Source organism: Schaedlerella sp. (genome assembly GCF_056796775.1).
Genome location: NZ_JBQIKP010000054.1, coordinates 1 through 15,689, shown reverse-complemented (window position 1 = coordinate 15,689; position 15,689 = coordinate 1). Strand labels below are relative to the sequence as shown.

Below are 15,689 nucleotides of genomic sequence, written 5' to 3'. Positions count from 1 at the left end.
GAATATGAAAAATAATGTGATGAAAAAAGTGTTTTGTCTTTCTATGGCTGCGGTTTTGACAGCCGGATTGCTGGCGGGCTGCGGCTCCGACGGCAGTGACGGAGATGGAGGCGGAGGGGAAGCCTCCGGGGGAAAGGGCGTCACTCTGACCTTCGGCAGCCACCAGAGCGGGCTGCCCACGTCGGGGATCGTGCAGGATCTGGCAAAGGAATTTGAGGAAGAAACGGGGATCAAAGTTGATTTTCAGATTTCCCCGGACGCGCAGTGGAGAGACCTGATCAAGGTGAAGCTGGATTCCGGCGAAGCGCCTGACATCATCTGTGTGGATACGCCCATCAGCCTGGCATCCAGTATCCATATGGACCAGTACTGCGTCGAGCTGACAGACCAGGACTGGACCAGCCGGATGGAGGACAGCGCGCGCTCCGCGGTTTCCGCCAACGACAAGGTATACGGGATCACTTTTCCCGGCGCGAAGATGTATTTCTATCTGTATAACAAACAGATCTTTGACGAATTGAAGCTGGATATCCCGACCACCTATGATGAATTGAAGGATATCTGCCAGAAGATGCTGGACGCGGGCTATACGCCGATCTATGAGGCGACCACCAACGGATGGCATCAGGAGAATACGGCATGATCATCAACGAGATGGGCTTCCGGGGGGAAGTGGAAGCGGATTATCCTGACTTCAAGGCGACGGAGGAAATGGGCGCCTTCGTAATGCCCTGGGGAGACAACCAGGTGATTGGCGTCAATCCGGCGAGCAATGCTTATTTTATCAATAAAGAGAGCAAGTACACGGAAGAGGCAAAGCAGTTCTTTGAATTTCTGGCAAGGCCGGAAAATCTTGAGAAGCGCCTGGCCGGGCAGCCGGAGCTGAACGCACTCTGCTGGCCGGAGGTAGATACGAAATATACGGAGGAGGATCAGGCGTTTATTGATTCCCTGGAAAAGGCAAATGTCGTGCAGACTTCTGTAAACTATATCGACAGTCAGTGGATGGATGTAGGAAAGGATCTGGAAGCGATGTACACGGGCGCCATGACTCCTAAGGATGTGGTGGACACGATCGCCAAGAGGCGGAACGAGCAGGCCAAGCTGCAGAGGGATCCGGGCTGGGAGTAGAGAAAGCGGCCTCCTCATCAAAGGATAGCGCATTTACTGCGCTATCCGTACGAAAAACGGGCCAAAACTCTGGAAGGAGAGTAACATATGAACAGAAAAAAATTATATCCCTGGTATTTTGCCAGCGGGGCGGCGCTCCTGTTTTTCCTGCTGTGTTTTCTGCCGGGCATCATAGGAATTGCCTATTCATTTACGGATTGGAATAATTTTACCAATGAGATCCGCTTTGTGGGGCTGGATAACTATAAACGGATTTTCGAGGGGAACTCGGAATATCTGCTGTATATCAAAAATACACTGGTATTCACGGTCTTTACCACCATTGCGAAAACGGTTGTGGGACTGGCCCTTGCGTTATTGCTGACAAGACCGTTTATCAAAATGAAAAATCTTCAGCGCATGATCATCTTTTCGCCCCAGGTCATGTCCTACCTTGTAGTCGGCCTTGTGTTTAAGAGCATGCTGCATCCGACCACCGGATTTTTAAATAATTTCCTGGAGGATATCGGGCTGGGCTTTCTGGCGAAAAACTGGCTGACAGACTTAAACATCGTATTCCCCACGGTCATGACTGTAGATACCTGGAAGGGCATGGGATATATCATGGTCGTCGTGATCGCCGGAATCATGTCGATTTCTCCGGAATATTATGAGGCGGCGAGCATTGACGGCGCAAACTTTTTCCAGCAGCTCAAAAGCATTACGATCCCGCTGCTCAAGCCGGTCCTGGTCAACGCGACCGTGCTGAACGTGACCTACGGCCTGCGGGTATTTGATATGGTTTACTCGCTGACCAACGGCGGCCCGGGAAATGCGACTGGCGTGATCAACACGGCGGTTTATAAAGAATTTTCCAAGGGCGACCTGGCGATGGGCACGACGCTGTCCAGTGTGTTGTTCTTTGTTGTACTGGCACTGCTGTATTTTATTATCAAGTCCATGGAAGATAAGGAGGTGTAGGGCGAATGGGTAAAATAGGAAAAACAGCGGGACATATTGTTGGAAATATTGTTGCGATCTTTATCAGCCTTGTCGTCCTGATCCCTCTGGTGGTACTGCTTTTAAATTCCTTTAAAACCTCCGCGGAGGCGGACAAGATGACGCTTTCCCTGCCCACGGAATGGATGTTTGAAAATTATTCTATCGTCGTGGAACAGGGGAAACTGATCTCCTCATTTTTCAATGGGCTGTTGTACGCGGCAGGCAGCGTGGTGATCATCGTGGCTGTCGTGTCTCTGGCAGCTTTCGTGATCTCAAGAAATATGAAGGGTATCAACAGGTTCCTGTATTATTTCATTATTTCAGGAATCGCGATGCCGATCAATAACGTTTCTCTGATGAAGGTCATGCAGGCGCTTCATCTGATCAATACAAGGGGCGGGATCATTCTGCTGTACGCGGCGATCAATATCCCGCTGAGCCTGTTCCTTGCGTACGGGTTTATTGATACCATCCCGAGGGAAATTGATGAGGCGGCTGTCATTGACGGCTGTACACCGTGGCAGCTGTTTACGCAGGTGATCGCGCCGCTGCTCAAGCCGATCGTGTCCACGCTGTTTGTACTGGATTTTATGGCAATCTGGAATGACTTTACTATGCCGCTGTACTATCTGAACAACTCGCAGAAGTGGCCTATGACGCTGGCAGTGTATAATTTCTTCGGCGCGTTTCAAAATTCCTGGAACCTGGTGGCGGCGGATATCATGCTGACGCTGCTCCCAGTACTGATCGTGTTCGTGCTGGGACAGAAGTATATTGTCGGCGGGGTGTCGGCGGGTGCCGTGAAAGGATAACTTTTCCGGAAGTGTTGCTGTAACCCCCACTTTTTACGGTGGGGTTCTTGACATTTTGAATAAACGATGTAATGTAATATTCAAGAATTGATAAGCAGGAGGATTTGATAAATGAAATTTACATCAGGCTATTGGATGACACGAAAGGAGATCACCCCGCTCTATGCCGCGGAATATGCGGACCACCGTATTTTCGGCACGGAGCTTGCGGTCTATGTGCCGTCAAAGCATATCGGGGACCGGGGCGATGCCCTCAACTTAGGAATGCTGACCGTTTACCTCAGCAGTCCCATGGAAAATGTGATCAAGGTCTCTGTCCGGCATTTTGAAGGCGCTGCTTACCATGGTCCCTTTGCAGAGGCGCGGCAGACCAATCCCCAGGTCCAGATCGAGGAAACGGATACGGAACTCATTTACCGGAGCGGGCGTACCAGCGCGGTTATTGACAAGCGGCCCGCATCCTGGGGAATCCGTTTTCTGGATGGGGACCGGGAGCTGACGGAGACAAGCTACCGCAATATGGCCTATATGCAGAACCGCGACACGGGCAGAAATTATATGACGGAGCAGCTTGCCCTGGATGTGGGCGAGTCCGTCTACGGCTTCGGGGAGCGTTTCACGCCCTTTGTGAAAAACGGACAGGTCGTAGAGATGTGGAACGAGGACGGCGGGACGGCCAGTGAGATTGCCTACAAAAATATCCCCTTCTACATTTCCAATAAAGGGTACGGCGTGCTGGTGGACAACGAGGGGGATGTTTCCTTTGAGATTGCCAGCGAGAAGGTGGAGCGGCTGCAGTTTTCCGCGGAAGGGGAACGGCTGGATTATTATGTGATTAACGGCTCTGATCCGAAGCGGACCGTGAGCCTGTACACGGAGCTGACCGGGAAGCCTGCGCTGCCCCCGGCCTGGTCCTTCGGGCTCTGGCTGACCACCTCATTTACCACGGATTACGATGAGGAGACCACCTCCGGCTTCATCCAGGGCATGGCGGACCGGGATATCCCGCTGCATGTGTTCCATTTTGACTGCTACTGGATGGAAGCCTACGAGTGGTGCAATTTTACCTGGGACGCGAGAACATTTCCGGAGCCGAAGGAAATGCTGAAGCGGTATCATGACAGGGGCTTGAAGATCTGTGTCTGGATCAACCCCTACATCGGCCAGAAATCTCCGCTGTTCCGGGAAGGCATGGAGCAAGGATATCTTCTGAAAAGATCAAACGGCGATGTGTGGCAGACGGATCTGTGGCAGGCGGGCATGGGGATTGTGGATTTTACCAATCCGGCGGCTGTCACCTGGTATCAGGAAAAGCTGAAAACCCTGCTGGATATGGGTGTGGACTGTTTCAAGACGGACTTCGGCGAGCGGATCCCGGTCAGGGATATCGCATATTTTGACGGCTCGGATCCGGTGAAAATGCATAATTATTATCCTTTTTTGTATAATAAAGCAGTATTTGAGCTGTTGGAGCGGGAACGAGGCACCGGGGAAGCCGTGCTGTTTGCCCGCTCCGCGACGGTGGGCGGCCAGCAGTTCCCGGCGCACTGGGGCGGCGACTGCTCCGCGTCCTACCCGTCTATGGCGGAAACGCTGCGGGCAGGCTTATCCCTGGCCTGCGCAGGCTTCGGGTTCTGGAGCCATGACATGGGCGGCTTTGAAAATACGGCCTCCGCGGATGTGTATAAGCGCTGGTGCCAGTTCGGGATGCTCAGCTCCCACAGCCGCCTCCACGGTTCCGGCTCCTACCGTGTGCCGTGGCTCTTTGACGAGGAGGCCTGCGATGTGCTCCGGAAATTTGTTAAGGCAAAATGCGCCCTCATGCCTTATCTGTACCGGCAGGCCGTGAAGGCCCACGAGGACGGCATCCCCATGATGCGGCCCATGTTCCTGGAATTTCCGGAGGACCGCGCCTGCGAGCCCCTGGACCGGCAGTACATGCTGGGAGATTCCCTGATGGTGGCGCCGGTGTTTAAGGAATCCGGGGAGGCGGAATATTATCTGCCGGAGGGGACCTGGTACAACCTGCTGACCGAAGCCCGGGCAGAGGGCGGCAGATGGCATAAGGAACAATTCGATTATTTCTCCCTTCCGCTGATGCTGCGGCCGGGATCAATCCTTGCGGTGGGAGCCCATACGGAACGCCCGGATTATGCGTTTTATGAAGGGGTGAAGCTGCTGGTGTACCTGCCCGAGGACCACGGGAAGGCAGAGACGGAGGTTACGGATCTGGACGGACATGTGGTGACGCGCGTGTTTGCAGAACGGACCGGCAGTCAGGTGAAGGTCCGGGTGGACAGCGAGTACCGGGATTATCAGATTCAGGTGATCGGTGGGGAAGTGCTGGAGGTTGTTGAAGGGTGAGGATCTGCAGCGTTTAGCGATCTTATAAAGCGACTTAAAAAGCAGAGACAGCTTAGTGGTTAGGTGGTCTCTGCTTTTTATATGGCAAGAAGCGAGCATCGGATTGCTATAGCCACAATCCTCAGATTCTTTTTTCAATCTGAAATTTATCCTTATCTGGTATCAATCAAGGCTTGCAGCTATATATTGAATATTTCTTTAGACGATCTGATTGCTGTAGAAGAAGACGAGGCTCCAAGCTTTCGGGCATCGAACGACAGTGCAGAGGCCAGGGGCACTTTTGAACATGATGTGTCTAAAGCAGCCCCAGCAGTTCCTCATGAATCCGCCCATTTGTGGAGACGATGCTTCCACCCATTCTGGGGCTTGGCGGATTGCCCTCAAAATCACTGACCCTTCCGCCTGCCTCACGGACAAGAAGAACCCCTGCCGCGTAATCCCACGGATTCAGATAGGGCTCGAAGAAACCGCCCTGCCGTCCGCAGGCAGTGTATGCCAGCTCCAGCGCGGCGGAGCCGATCCTGCGGATGTCCTGGCACTGGTCATATACACGGCGGAACCGGGCAAAATTGGCATCGGCCAACTCACGCCGATAAGCATAAGTCCCCAGCGCGATGATCGTCTCGGAAAGTGTTTCCGACTCCGATACGTGGATGGGCCTGCCGTTGAGAAAGCTGCCCTTCCCTTTTTCGGCGGAAAACAGTTCGTCGTGATACGGATTATAGATGATTCCCATCACGATCTCGTCCTGCCTGCAGAGCCCCAGGGAAACGGCGCTGTGCTGATAGTCGTGGATCAGGTTGGTAGTCCCGTCCACCGGGTCCAGGATCCAGAAGCTGTCCCCAGTCATTTCCTGCAGCCCGGTCTCCTCCCCGAGAAACTGGATCTCTGGGGCAAGGGCATACAGCTTCTCTTTCAGATAATCCTGTACCGCAAGGTCCACCTGGGTCACATAATCCGCCCGGCCCTTCTCTTTGACGTGCCCGGCCATCTCCCGGTTTTCGATCAGGTCCTTTGTGGATTTTACCAGGTCGATGATCTGCTGGATGTTTGGGGTTTGATTTGGTGAATGACTCATTTTTTTATCTCCTTTAAAATTCAATACAATCTGGAATGGTTGGTTCTGGAGTCCTGAAGCCCATAGATTTCTTCTATGCTATAGGGAAGTTCGTATAAGCTGTCCCGGTAAATAATGACAAAATAATTATCGGATTGCCTGACCTGTTCGGCAAATCGTTTTGAGCGTACAAATGCATTTCCTTCATCAATAAAGATGATGCGGTCGTGATGACCCGACAGCCGCATTTCCCAATCCCCTTCCGTCAGGACGGTGCAGGCCTTTTCACAGATTAAAGTAACGCCCGAGGATTCATGCCGATTATTGTAAGCTGTTAGAAGCCGGATCATTTCTTTGCTGAGAGGATCTGTCAGCCATTCGTTTTCATACGCAACAACTATAGCAGATTAGGCGGGGGATTTCAAGTATTCCGGAACCTGCCGGTACATTAAAAATGAATGAGTGCATATAGATATACAAAAGAAATGCCTGTACCTCAGCACAAGCATTCCCCTCCAGTTCATTTTATCTATTTTGTTTCTTCCGAATCCTGCGGACTACCGGCCGCTTATTTTATTCCGTTTTCTAACCGTTATTGCCATTCCGGCAGTTCCGATCGCAAGCAACCACAGAACACTCAGATCGTTTCCTTTATGTTCTGATCCAGCAGCATTGGATCCGCCGAATACAATATCGAATTCACCGGTCATGGGAGAACGCTTTTCTGTTCCCTGTGTCCCAGTGCCGTCAGCAGATGGGGATCCGCTGTTGTTTCCGGAAGAAGTTCCGCCGGAATTGCTGCCGCCGGAAGCGCCACCGCCGGAGCCGGAATCACCGCTGCCGCCAGAGCCGGACCCGCCAGATCCAGAACCGCCGCTACCGCCAGATCCACCGCCGTTGCCACCGCCGGAGCCGCCATTGCCACCGCCAGAGCCGCCATTGCCACCGTCGGAGCCGCCGTTGCCACCGCCAGAGCCGCCGGATCCATCATCCATGCTGGCACGATCAATGACAATGACATAATCCGAAGCATGTGTAAATGTCAGTTCTGCGGTACCATTCCCGTCTATCTGGTCATCGGTGACAAATTCAAGCCTGCGGGCTCCTTCATTATAATAGAAGAGGTTTGCATATAATCCCGCGTTAGCCGAATCCATATTGATCCGAAGTACCGCGCTGTAGCCGAACTCACCGCTGTGAGCAAGACTGAGCTGTTTCGTCTGACGGTTTCCCGCCGTATTATTTATAATATTCTGCGGGATATTTGAATTTCCAACCTGTACGGACAGATTCACATCGTTTGCATGGTCTGCGGTAACATCCTTACCGTTTACCAACCAGACAATCCCATTTCCCATATCAAAAGAAATCGTTACATTCTTTCCTTTTATGCTGTCAAGTACATATCCGGGTACAGTGGACGCACGGTTCATATTTACTTGAACCTGCGCTCCGTCAGAAGCAGCTTCAGCCTTTTCCTTAATAGCGTCCCAGCCCTTCGTGCCGGTTTCGTTCTCGATAAATGGAATATCCGTATCTGGCGCGGGCTGCTCCGGCGGTGTTGGCTGTTCAGGGACGTAATTATAATGTATCGTTGCCTTTGACACTGTTTCTGCCGTATCGCCTATTTTACGGATGCTGTTCCATTGCGCTTCGGTGCCGGTAAAGTAGATATCGGCCAGGGGGCAAGCTGAGAATGCAGCTGTCCCTATTGATGTGATACTGTCTGGAATTACGACTGTGGTCAGCCTGGAACAAGAAGCAAATGCTGATTCTTCAATAATTTCCGCACCCTGTGGAATTTCTACTCTGGAAAGCAGAAGGCAGTTCTGAAACATTCCTTTACTAATACGGTCTATACTTTGGGGCAGTTTTACATCCATTAGCTCGTAGCATTGTGTAAACAGATCATCGCCCAGCTTCACCTGTTTACTGCCGGCAGCAAACGTTGCGCTTGTCAATTTCTGACATTGGAAAAATGCTGCGGCGCCCACCTCCCCAATACTGGCAGGCAAGGTAATAGAGGTAAGTCCCGCACAACTCCGGAAGGCATTTTGCTCTATGGTTTCGACTCCTTCGGAAACCGTCACGGAGCTAAGGTTTGGGCATGCGCGGAAAGCGCTGTCACCGATGGTTTTCACGCCGGAAGGAATGGTGACGGAAATAATCGAAGATTCTCGAAAAGCGCTGTTGCCAATCCTTGTCACACTGGCGGGAATCTCTACGCTAAGAACCCCGCAGTTCCAAAATGCACAGGCACCGATACTGGTAACACCATTCCCGATAACGACCTTCCGGATTTGACTGCTGTTAGAGCCCCAAGGCTGATCTGCGGCACTGCTGTAATCCGGCATAGCTCCGCTGCCGGAGATGGTCAGTGTGCCCGCTTCTATCAGAGACCAGGTAAGTCTTCCATCAAGAGTTCCGTTTGCAACTTCTTTGTTGGCATCGGGATCCTCTGGTGAAACATAGCCCTCCGGATAGCGGGTGATATAATGGCTGGTATTGCTCATTACCTCTTCTTTAGATATTGCCCGCCCCCAATGGACTTTACCTTTGTGGTCTCCTGTAGAGATGTTTCCTTCGGCAACAACTACACCTACATCACTCACTTCGAGTACGATCACTGTATGGGCATCATTATTTACCCGCAGGATATCTCCTACTTTAATATCCTCATATGAAAACCCACCCGCTGCGTACATTCTGGCAGGCAGGCTGCCGAATGCCGCGTCGCTGAGTATAAATGCAAAGGCTACACAGCCTACGGCGGAGACATTCTTCCCATCAAGCGGTCCTCCCTTCCAATGATAATAGCCCTTTGAATCCGAATAAGGTTCATCGTTGGTCCAGGGAGCTCCTTCCTTATAGGCTTCCTGTTCTTTTAATGCAATCATGGCACTATGGACTCCCGTTGGGGTAAGACTTGTATCCTCACGGACATCCAGCCCATATGTGGATCCTTCCGCAGAAGCAGCCTCTTGCTGCAAAGGGATGTCCTGCTGCATAGTGTATTCATCCTCTGCATATGCCGCTAACGGGGAAGAAATGAATAAACACAGCGCTAAAGCCGCTGAAAAAATTCGTTGTTTCAAATGTGTTGCCTCCTCAATTTCTGTATTGGGAAAAATCCGATTTGCGATATGCCGCAGTCCACTCAATAACCAGGGAACCGCAGTAGCTACGATATTCCACTTATAAATATATCGTCAATGTTCTGGCTTGTCATTAGACTTCGGAAGCAAAAAAGAGTTTAAAAGAGTTAAACTACTATTCACGGTGCAAGCCGGTAGTTGATCAAATACTCATGAGGGGACATCTGTAGAACCTTTTTAAAATCCTACTCCGCCCTCTTATGATATTTCCAAAAATCAATTGTCTCCTGCAGATCCGCTTCGTCCTCGAACAGCTCCAGCTCCTTTGCCGTCTCAATCGCAAAATCCACATAAGCATTTGCCCGGGCGGTGATCACACGTCCGTCATTGACAAGATCCCGATCGGCGGACAGCGTGGATTTCAAACCGTCCAATATCCCCGCATGATTCAGCAGATCCACGCCGGCGCAGATGCCGCCGATCAGGACCCGGCGGCTTTTCAGCTCCCGCAGATATGCACGGACCTCCTCCGTATTGATTGCGGAAATATCCCCGCCCGGGACGATGAAGCTGCGGATCTGCTGAGGATCCACATCTTTCAAGGCCATGTCCGCATTGACTGAATAGCCTTCTGTTGCCTGGATTGGCTGTCCGTCAAGGGAACAATAGACGATTTCGCATCCTGTCAGGCTCATAAAATAATTCAGGATCACGATTTCAAAAAAACAGCTTGTATCATATAGTAAAAAAACATCCTTCATTGGGGTACCTCCATAGTGTTCAGTTTTTGTCGGAGCTGTTCAGGAACGCTATCCCCTTCCTTCGGGCGGCACTCGGAATACCGGCGATTTCCCGGTCTCCGCCTTTTCATTGGAACCGGGGAAAAGCTCTCTCAGGGTACAGACACCGGACGGAAGGTTAATGTATTTTCCCTGGACTGCCCGGCTGACAGTGGAAGGATGCAGTTCAAGCTCCTCTGCGGCCTGCCGCATGGTAAGCCGGATCCGCTGCCCGTGCCTGAGGGCAAAGCACTCCTGGCGGGAAAGGGCAAATCCGGCGACGCGGACCCTGCAATCTGAATATAGGTAGAGTTTAAATGGATCCTCCCTATTTAGTCAAGTGCTTTTTCCTTATTTTTCAAGGATTTTTTGCTCCATATCTCAGATGAATGAGCCAAAGGAATGGACATTTCTCTGTATCTGGTACGAAAATAGCTGGTTTTGGGTATACGAAGTAAAACGTCTTCTTTTTCGTTCTACATGGCCTTATGTATACCCCTCCATCTACGGCAGCGAACCTCCCGTGTCTACCAAGATCATCTGTATTCATACAGTGTCCGAACTTCCTTCGTCCCGCCTGTCTATAACCAGGGTGTCAGCCTAGTACAGCATTGCGTAATTAACGGTGAATTCTGCGCCTGCTATTTCTGCCAGTTCTGCGTTGTCGTCAATCAACGATGCCACCGCATCGCCTCTTTCCTCCGCCTTGTCCTGACAAAAATATCAGGCACATTATTCACCATTATATACGCAATGCTGTACTAGCTCCTTTACAGGGTCTTGCCCTATAGAAAATATTCCTGCCGACTACTGGCTCATTCTTTGTTTTCAGTCTTACTGACTTCATAGATATGCGTCCCAAGCCGGCACCTTATGTTGGACGTTTCCCCGGACCTTTCTCCACATACCCTTCAGCTTTCCTGATTCCCTTTCCGGCTGTCAAAACGTCCAATATCACCCACCTCTGCAATAAAAGATTTTGAGCGTGCGGTGCCGCCCGGGGAAGCAGGCTGGAAAACTACCTGTCCGGACAGGATGCCGGAAGCGAGGCGGCCCGGGAGCTGCTGGAAAGTGTACGGCGGATCATGGAAGCGCTGGATGGAACGGCTGACAGCAAAGAGCCGTTTGAGCGTCTGCGGGAGATTGAAGAAGGGCGGATCGGAGTTCGTTAGAGAAAAGGCGTCATATAAACCGGCAGATACAGAGTCCGCTCCTCTTCCCTCAGATCCCCCGTATGCGGTACATAAGGAATATGCAGATGCTCTCCATACTTCTCCTGGAATTTCTTAATGGAAGACAGAGTATAATTTTTCCCGGACTTGACCTCGATGGGGGAAATGTTATGGCGGCTGCTGATCTTGCTTTTTGCAGTCAGAAAATCAATCCTTCTGAAAAACCAGATGACCCGTCAGATGAAACCGGGCAGCAACCGCCCAAGGATCCATCCCAGAACCAGACACAAAAACCGGATCAAAAGCCTTCTCAGAGTCAGGGAAATTCGTTACAGGTCACATCTTGACCAAGCGTGACATGTAACCAGTAAAAATAATAAAATTTGCCCATTCCCCCAATACTTGAAAAGTAAACATTCTTTTAGTATAATGAAGCTACAGTAAAGATTTAGAGAGAGCGGAAGAACGGTGGGGGAATGGGAGGTGGAGGAGATACGATGGATAGAAAAGAGACAGACGTATACAGCAAATTGGGAGAGGTACAAACTAATTCTGCTGAGTTAAACCTGAATTATGTTCCGGAAGGAACGAATGAATCGGGAAAGGAAACAGGAATACAATGACTTGGGTATGACGGTTCGTGAAAAATTACTTTTAATGCTGGAGGCGCAAGCCAGCTGGACGAAGAACATTATCATCAGGATTTTTCTTTATCTTGCGCATACATGGAATGAGTATATTGAGAGCACCAAACAAAACCGGTATGGGAGTAAGAAACTGTCTATTCCCAGGCCGGAACTCTACGTCATATATGTGGGTGACCGGAAAACCAGGCCGGAATGGATTCGGCTTTCGGAGGAATTTTTCGAAGGAAATAAGGAGTTTCTTGAAGTAAACGTAAAGGTGCTTTATGGAGAAGGAAAAGGAGATATCATTAGCCAGTATGTAGATTTTACGAAGGTATATAATGAGCAGGTAAAACTGCATGGTAAAACCAGGGAGGCCGTTCTGGAAACAATAAGGATATGTAAGGACAGAAATGTGCTGAGTGAGTATTTATCCGGGCGTGAGAAGGAGGTTATTAATATCATGATGGGTTTATTTGACCAGGAAAAGGCGGTAGAGCAGTTCGGGAATGAAAAGAAGGAAGAGGGCCGTACAGAGGGCCGCGCAGAAGGTCGTGCAGAGGGTCGTATAGAAGGTCATGCTGAAGGAAAACTCGAAGGAAAAAAAGAGGCTGCTATCAACATGAATGCAGAGGGGCTGCCAGAAGGTATGATTGCAAAAGTCCTGGATGTAGGTTTGAGCATAGTTCAGGAATGGATTTCTGGGACAGCTGTGGTAAGATAAATACAATAGCCGCAGGATTTTTGAAAGAGGGCAGGAAGTGGAGTCTGTTATATAAAGCAGGCTCTATTTTTCTATTGATTTTTTAGATTTCCTATGCAGTAAGAAATACTCAATATTAGGGAAAAATAATCAGTTCTTTTGCCAGTGAAAAATTGTTTTGGGGATTTTACAATAAGGTTAAAACATCGAATCATAAAGAATTGGTCATCATTCTTGGGAATGGGAGAAAGCAGAATACGGTGAAAAATACGTTGCTAAATGCGGAATATGCAGGGAAAGACAGATACATTTCTTGAAAAATGGATGCTAAAACTGTTTATGAGAATTAACATACTAAACTGTTTAAAAAGGACATATTAAATATATGGGAAATATGGCATTTGCGGAAGATATGTAAAAGTTTTCGATTTGGAATTTCAGATAGAATACTTGACAAGTAATTTCTAAATCGGTATGATAATTACGATATATAATTTTGGCTTCAAATTTGGTTGAAGACATTGATTTTTTATTCTGGCGGTTTGGCCAGAAGAGAAACTTTGGCAGGATAACTGCGTTTTTTAATACGGAAAAAGAATGGCATTGATTATTTTTAGAGAAATAGTCAGTGCCTTTTTTTGCGTGAAAACTGGATTTTTGTCAGAAAGGAGGATATGAAAGAACAAGAAAATATTCAAAAGGGAGGAGGATTTTTAATATCGAATTATTAAGTGAAGAAATGAAAAGAGAATTTTGCTTTTGCAAGGAGAAACTGGTAAGAACAAAGGAATGGCTTAAAGGAGATATTATGGCAAAGATAGATCGATACAGCGGAATCAAAGTAGGGACAGGTTATCTGATGGGAAGCGAAATTTATGGAAAAACAGAAATACTGGACGAAATAGTTCAGCAGGAAGCAGAGCGTATGCTACAGATGTTTGATGTTGATATCACAATCCGTTTTAATTTTGATGCGGAAAGCGGAGGTGCATATGTGAAAGATGAAGAATGGAAAAAATATTATAATAAGGATTTGATTAAAATAGGGACATGCCTGCACAGGGCGTTTCTAAAACCGGATATAGAACCTTTTTTTGGAGATACGGAATTCCGTGATTTCGATAATCTTGATAAAGCATCAGCTACGAGGAGGAAGATGTATGGAAAATAAAAAGCGTAGTATCTGGCGGTATGGATTGGTAAAGATGCCTTTGGAAGTTGGCAGTCCGGCATGGTATTGCAGGGATGGATTTTGGAGGAAAACAGAGGTTGTAGAGAAATCACCAAATTGATCATTCATGGTTTTTGGAGAAAAAGGGTAAACGTTTTCTTGCTCTTCTTGGTAAAAATCCCTGTTTTTTATTGTAAACGCTCAGAATATATGGTAAAAATTACTTAAATATCTGATATATATCCGATGAAAGCAAATATAACAGGAAAGTGTTTTATTAAAAAGGAGGAAGAAATCAATGAAAAAGAGAATCGCAATGCTGCTTTGCGCGGCGATGGCCGCATCGTTATTTACCGGATGCAGTTCAGGCGGGAACGGGGCGGAGCCCAAGGAAGATGCTGCTGAAAACGAAGGAAGTGAGGAGCAGACCGCAGAGGCAGAGGAGATCAGCATCTGGCACGACGGCGACGAGGCAATCATGGATGTCATTGAAAGCCAGGTGAATGAGAAGCTCGGCGGGGATGGCATTACAGTGAAGTTTGAGAAGAAAAGCGGCCTGACTGACCAGATCAAGCTCTATGGCAATGATGGGGAGAACGGCCCGGATATGTATATGTATGCACATGATTCCCTGGGTACTTTTGTAGAGATGGGAGTGCTCTCGCCCCTGTCGGACATTGTCGGAGAAGAGGTCTATGCCGACATGCTGCCCATGACACAGGAGGCCGGATTATACAAAGGGGAGCAGTATCTTCTTCCGGTGTATTTTGAAACACTGCTCTTTATGTATAATAAGGATCTGTGGGAAGGGGAGGTTCCGTCCACAACAGAAGACCTGTATACATATATGGAAGCGCATACGGATACGGCGGCAGGCACATATGCCTTGGTAAACCAGCATTCCACAGCCTATAATGTATCCCCGTTCATCCATGGATTCGGAGGATATATCATTGATGAGGATGCTGCCCCGGGGCTGGCGGATGAAAAAACAAAAGAAGCCATTGAGTACAATAAAAAATTTGCCGCACTGCAGGCTGACGGCGATTATAATACAGTAACAACACTGTTTAATGAAGGAAAAGCGGCGGCGATCATCGGCGGGCCATGGCTGGTACCTGGGATCAAAGATGCCGGGATCGATCTGGGGATTCAGTCACTGTCAGACTTTACTCTGCCGGGCGGGGAGAGCCTTGCGCCATATTCAGGGATCCAGGGGATCGGGGTCATGAAGCATGCGGCTGAGGAGAAAAAGGACGCGGCTGCAAAGGTGCTTGCCGCATTGGCAGCCCCGGAGGTCGGCATTGCGCTTGCGGAAAAAGCAAGCTGCGCGCCGGCAAACCAAAAGGCATACGATGAGGATTCTGTGAGCAGCGACGAAATGATCGCGGCAATGAAACGGACTGCAGAGACGGCCAAACCCATGCCGAATATTCCGGAGATGAGTGTAATGTGGGGACCGGCAGAATCCCTTCTGGCAGCGGTAAACAAATCCGGAGAGGATCTGGACGCAGCAGCGGAAAAATATCAGGCAGAAGCAGAGACTGCGATCGCGGATATGCAGTAACAATAGAAAGCACTCATAGATGCAGAGGACATTACGGCTTGCATCTGGTACAGCATTGCATAATCAACGGTGAATACGGCGCCTGCTATTTTGCAATGCTGTATGAATACAGGCTGTACTGTTTTTTTACTCTATAGGGTGCGCCCAGCTAAGGGCTTGGAATTCGGTGGGTGAAAGTCCTACGGTGTAAGGTACAAGCTATACCGCACCAAGCGAGTCTTGGGTAGACAG

The 15,689-nt window shown here is 49.2% G+C and carries 13 protein-coding genes and 1 pseudogene; 9 read left to right on the top strand and 5 right to left on the bottom strand.

The genetic code is table 11. The annotated features are described in order from the left end of the window. The first annotated feature begins 4 nt into the window (after window positions 1-4). The 5 genes from ACTOY7_RS18240 to yicI all read left to right on the top strand — a co-directional run bounded on the left by ACTOY7_RS18240 (window position 5) and on the right by yicI (window position 5,288). The gene (locus tag ACTOY7_RS18240; protein WP_482671299.1) at window positions 5-643 is read left to right on the top strand and encodes an ABC transporter substrate-binding protein; all 639 of its coding nucleotides are present in this window, start codon (window positions 5-7) and stop codon (window positions 641-643) included. Next, window positions 619-1,131, top strand: coding sequence for an extracellular solute-binding protein (locus ACTOY7_RS18235; RefSeq protein ID WP_482671300.1), 513 nt, complete (start codon window positions 619-621; stop codon window positions 1,129-1,131). Before ACTOY7_RS18240 ends, ACTOY7_RS18235 begins: the two co-directional genes overlap by 25 nt. 87 nt (window positions 1,132-1,218) lie before the next feature. Further along, window positions 1,219-2,091 carry a carbohydrate ABC transporter permease gene (locus ACTOY7_RS18230; protein ID WP_300885269.1) on the top strand — a complete coding sequence of 291 codons (873 nt, stop codon included), beginning with the start codon at window positions 1,219-1,221 and terminating at the stop codon, window positions 2,089-2,091. 5 nt (window positions 2,092-2,096) lie between these two features. Next, window positions 2,097-2,924: a carbohydrate ABC transporter permease gene (locus ACTOY7_RS18225; protein WP_482671301.1), complete on the top strand. Its 828-nt coding sequence runs from the start codon at window positions 2,097-2,099 to the stop codon at window positions 2,922-2,924. Between the two features lie 111 nt (window positions 2,925-3,035). Then, entirely contained in the window at window positions 3,036-5,288 is a 2,253-nt protein-coding gene (gene yicI, locus ACTOY7_RS18220; protein WP_482671302.1) for an alpha-xylosidase, read from the top strand. Window positions 5,289-5,583: 295 nt separating this feature from the next. On the opposite strand, the gene ACTOY7_RS18215 is transcribed toward yicI, so the two are convergent. From ACTOY7_RS18215 to ACTOY7_RS18195, 5 genes and pseudogenes are all read right to left on the bottom strand, one after another. Continuing rightward, the gene (locus ACTOY7_RS18215) at window positions 5,584-6,366 is read right to left on the bottom strand and encodes an inositol monophosphatase family protein (protein ID WP_300885265.1); all 783 of its coding nucleotides are present in this window, start codon (window positions 6,364-6,366) and stop codon (window positions 5,584-5,586) included. A gap of 20 nt (window positions 6,367-6,386) precedes the next feature. Next, window positions 6,387-6,593: a hypothetical protein gene (locus ACTOY7_RS18210; protein WP_394683962.1), complete on the bottom strand. Its 207-nt coding sequence runs from the start codon at window positions 6,591-6,593 to the stop codon at window positions 6,387-6,389. A 309-nt stretch (window positions 6,594-6,902) separates the two neighbouring features. Then, the gene (locus tag ACTOY7_RS18205) at window positions 6,903-9,440 is read right to left on the bottom strand and encodes a leucine-rich repeat domain-containing protein (RefSeq protein WP_482671303.1); all 2,538 of its coding nucleotides are present in this window, start codon (window positions 9,438-9,440) and stop codon (window positions 6,903-6,905) included. Between the two features lie 245 nt (window positions 9,441-9,685). Then, a complete protein-coding gene (locus tag ACTOY7_RS18200; protein WP_482671304.1) occupies window positions 9,686-10,201 on the bottom strand; it encodes a DJ-1/PfpI family protein in 516 nt (171 codons plus the stop codon). A gap of 48 nt (window positions 10,202-10,249) precedes the next feature. After that, a pseudogene (locus tag ACTOY7_RS18195) lies at window positions 10,250-10,495 on the bottom strand (RNA polymerase factor sigma-54); the annotation flags it as partial. A gap of 1,487 nt (window positions 10,496-11,982) precedes the next feature. Here ACTOY7_RS18195 and ACTOY7_RS18190 point away from each other — a divergent pair. The 4 genes from ACTOY7_RS18190 to ACTOY7_RS18175 all read left to right on the top strand — a co-directional run bounded on the left by ACTOY7_RS18190 (window position 11,983) and on the right by ACTOY7_RS18175 (window position 15,458). Next, window positions 11,983-12,741, top strand: a complete 759-nt coding sequence (locus tag ACTOY7_RS18190; RefSeq protein WP_482671305.1) for an RpnC/YadD family protein — start codon at window positions 11,983-11,985, stop codon at window positions 12,739-12,741. Between the two features lie 787 nt (window positions 12,742-13,528). Further along, window positions 13,529-13,891, top strand: a complete 363-nt coding sequence (locus tag ACTOY7_RS18185) for a hypothetical protein (protein WP_160283925.1) — start codon at window positions 13,529-13,531, stop codon at window positions 13,889-13,891. Next, on the top strand, window positions 13,881-14,012 hold the full coding sequence (locus tag ACTOY7_RS18180; RefSeq protein ID WP_394683066.1) for a hypothetical protein: 132 nt from the start codon (window positions 13,881-13,883) through the stop codon (window positions 14,010-14,012). Before ACTOY7_RS18185 ends, ACTOY7_RS18180 begins: the two co-directional genes overlap by 11 nt. A gap of 177 nt (window positions 14,013-14,189) precedes the next feature. Then, the gene (locus tag ACTOY7_RS18175) at window positions 14,190-15,458 is read left to right on the top strand and encodes an extracellular solute-binding protein (RefSeq protein WP_394683065.1); all 1,269 of its coding nucleotides are present in this window, start codon (window positions 14,190-14,192) and stop codon (window positions 15,456-15,458) included. Window positions 15,459-15,689: the final 231 nt, after the last annotated feature.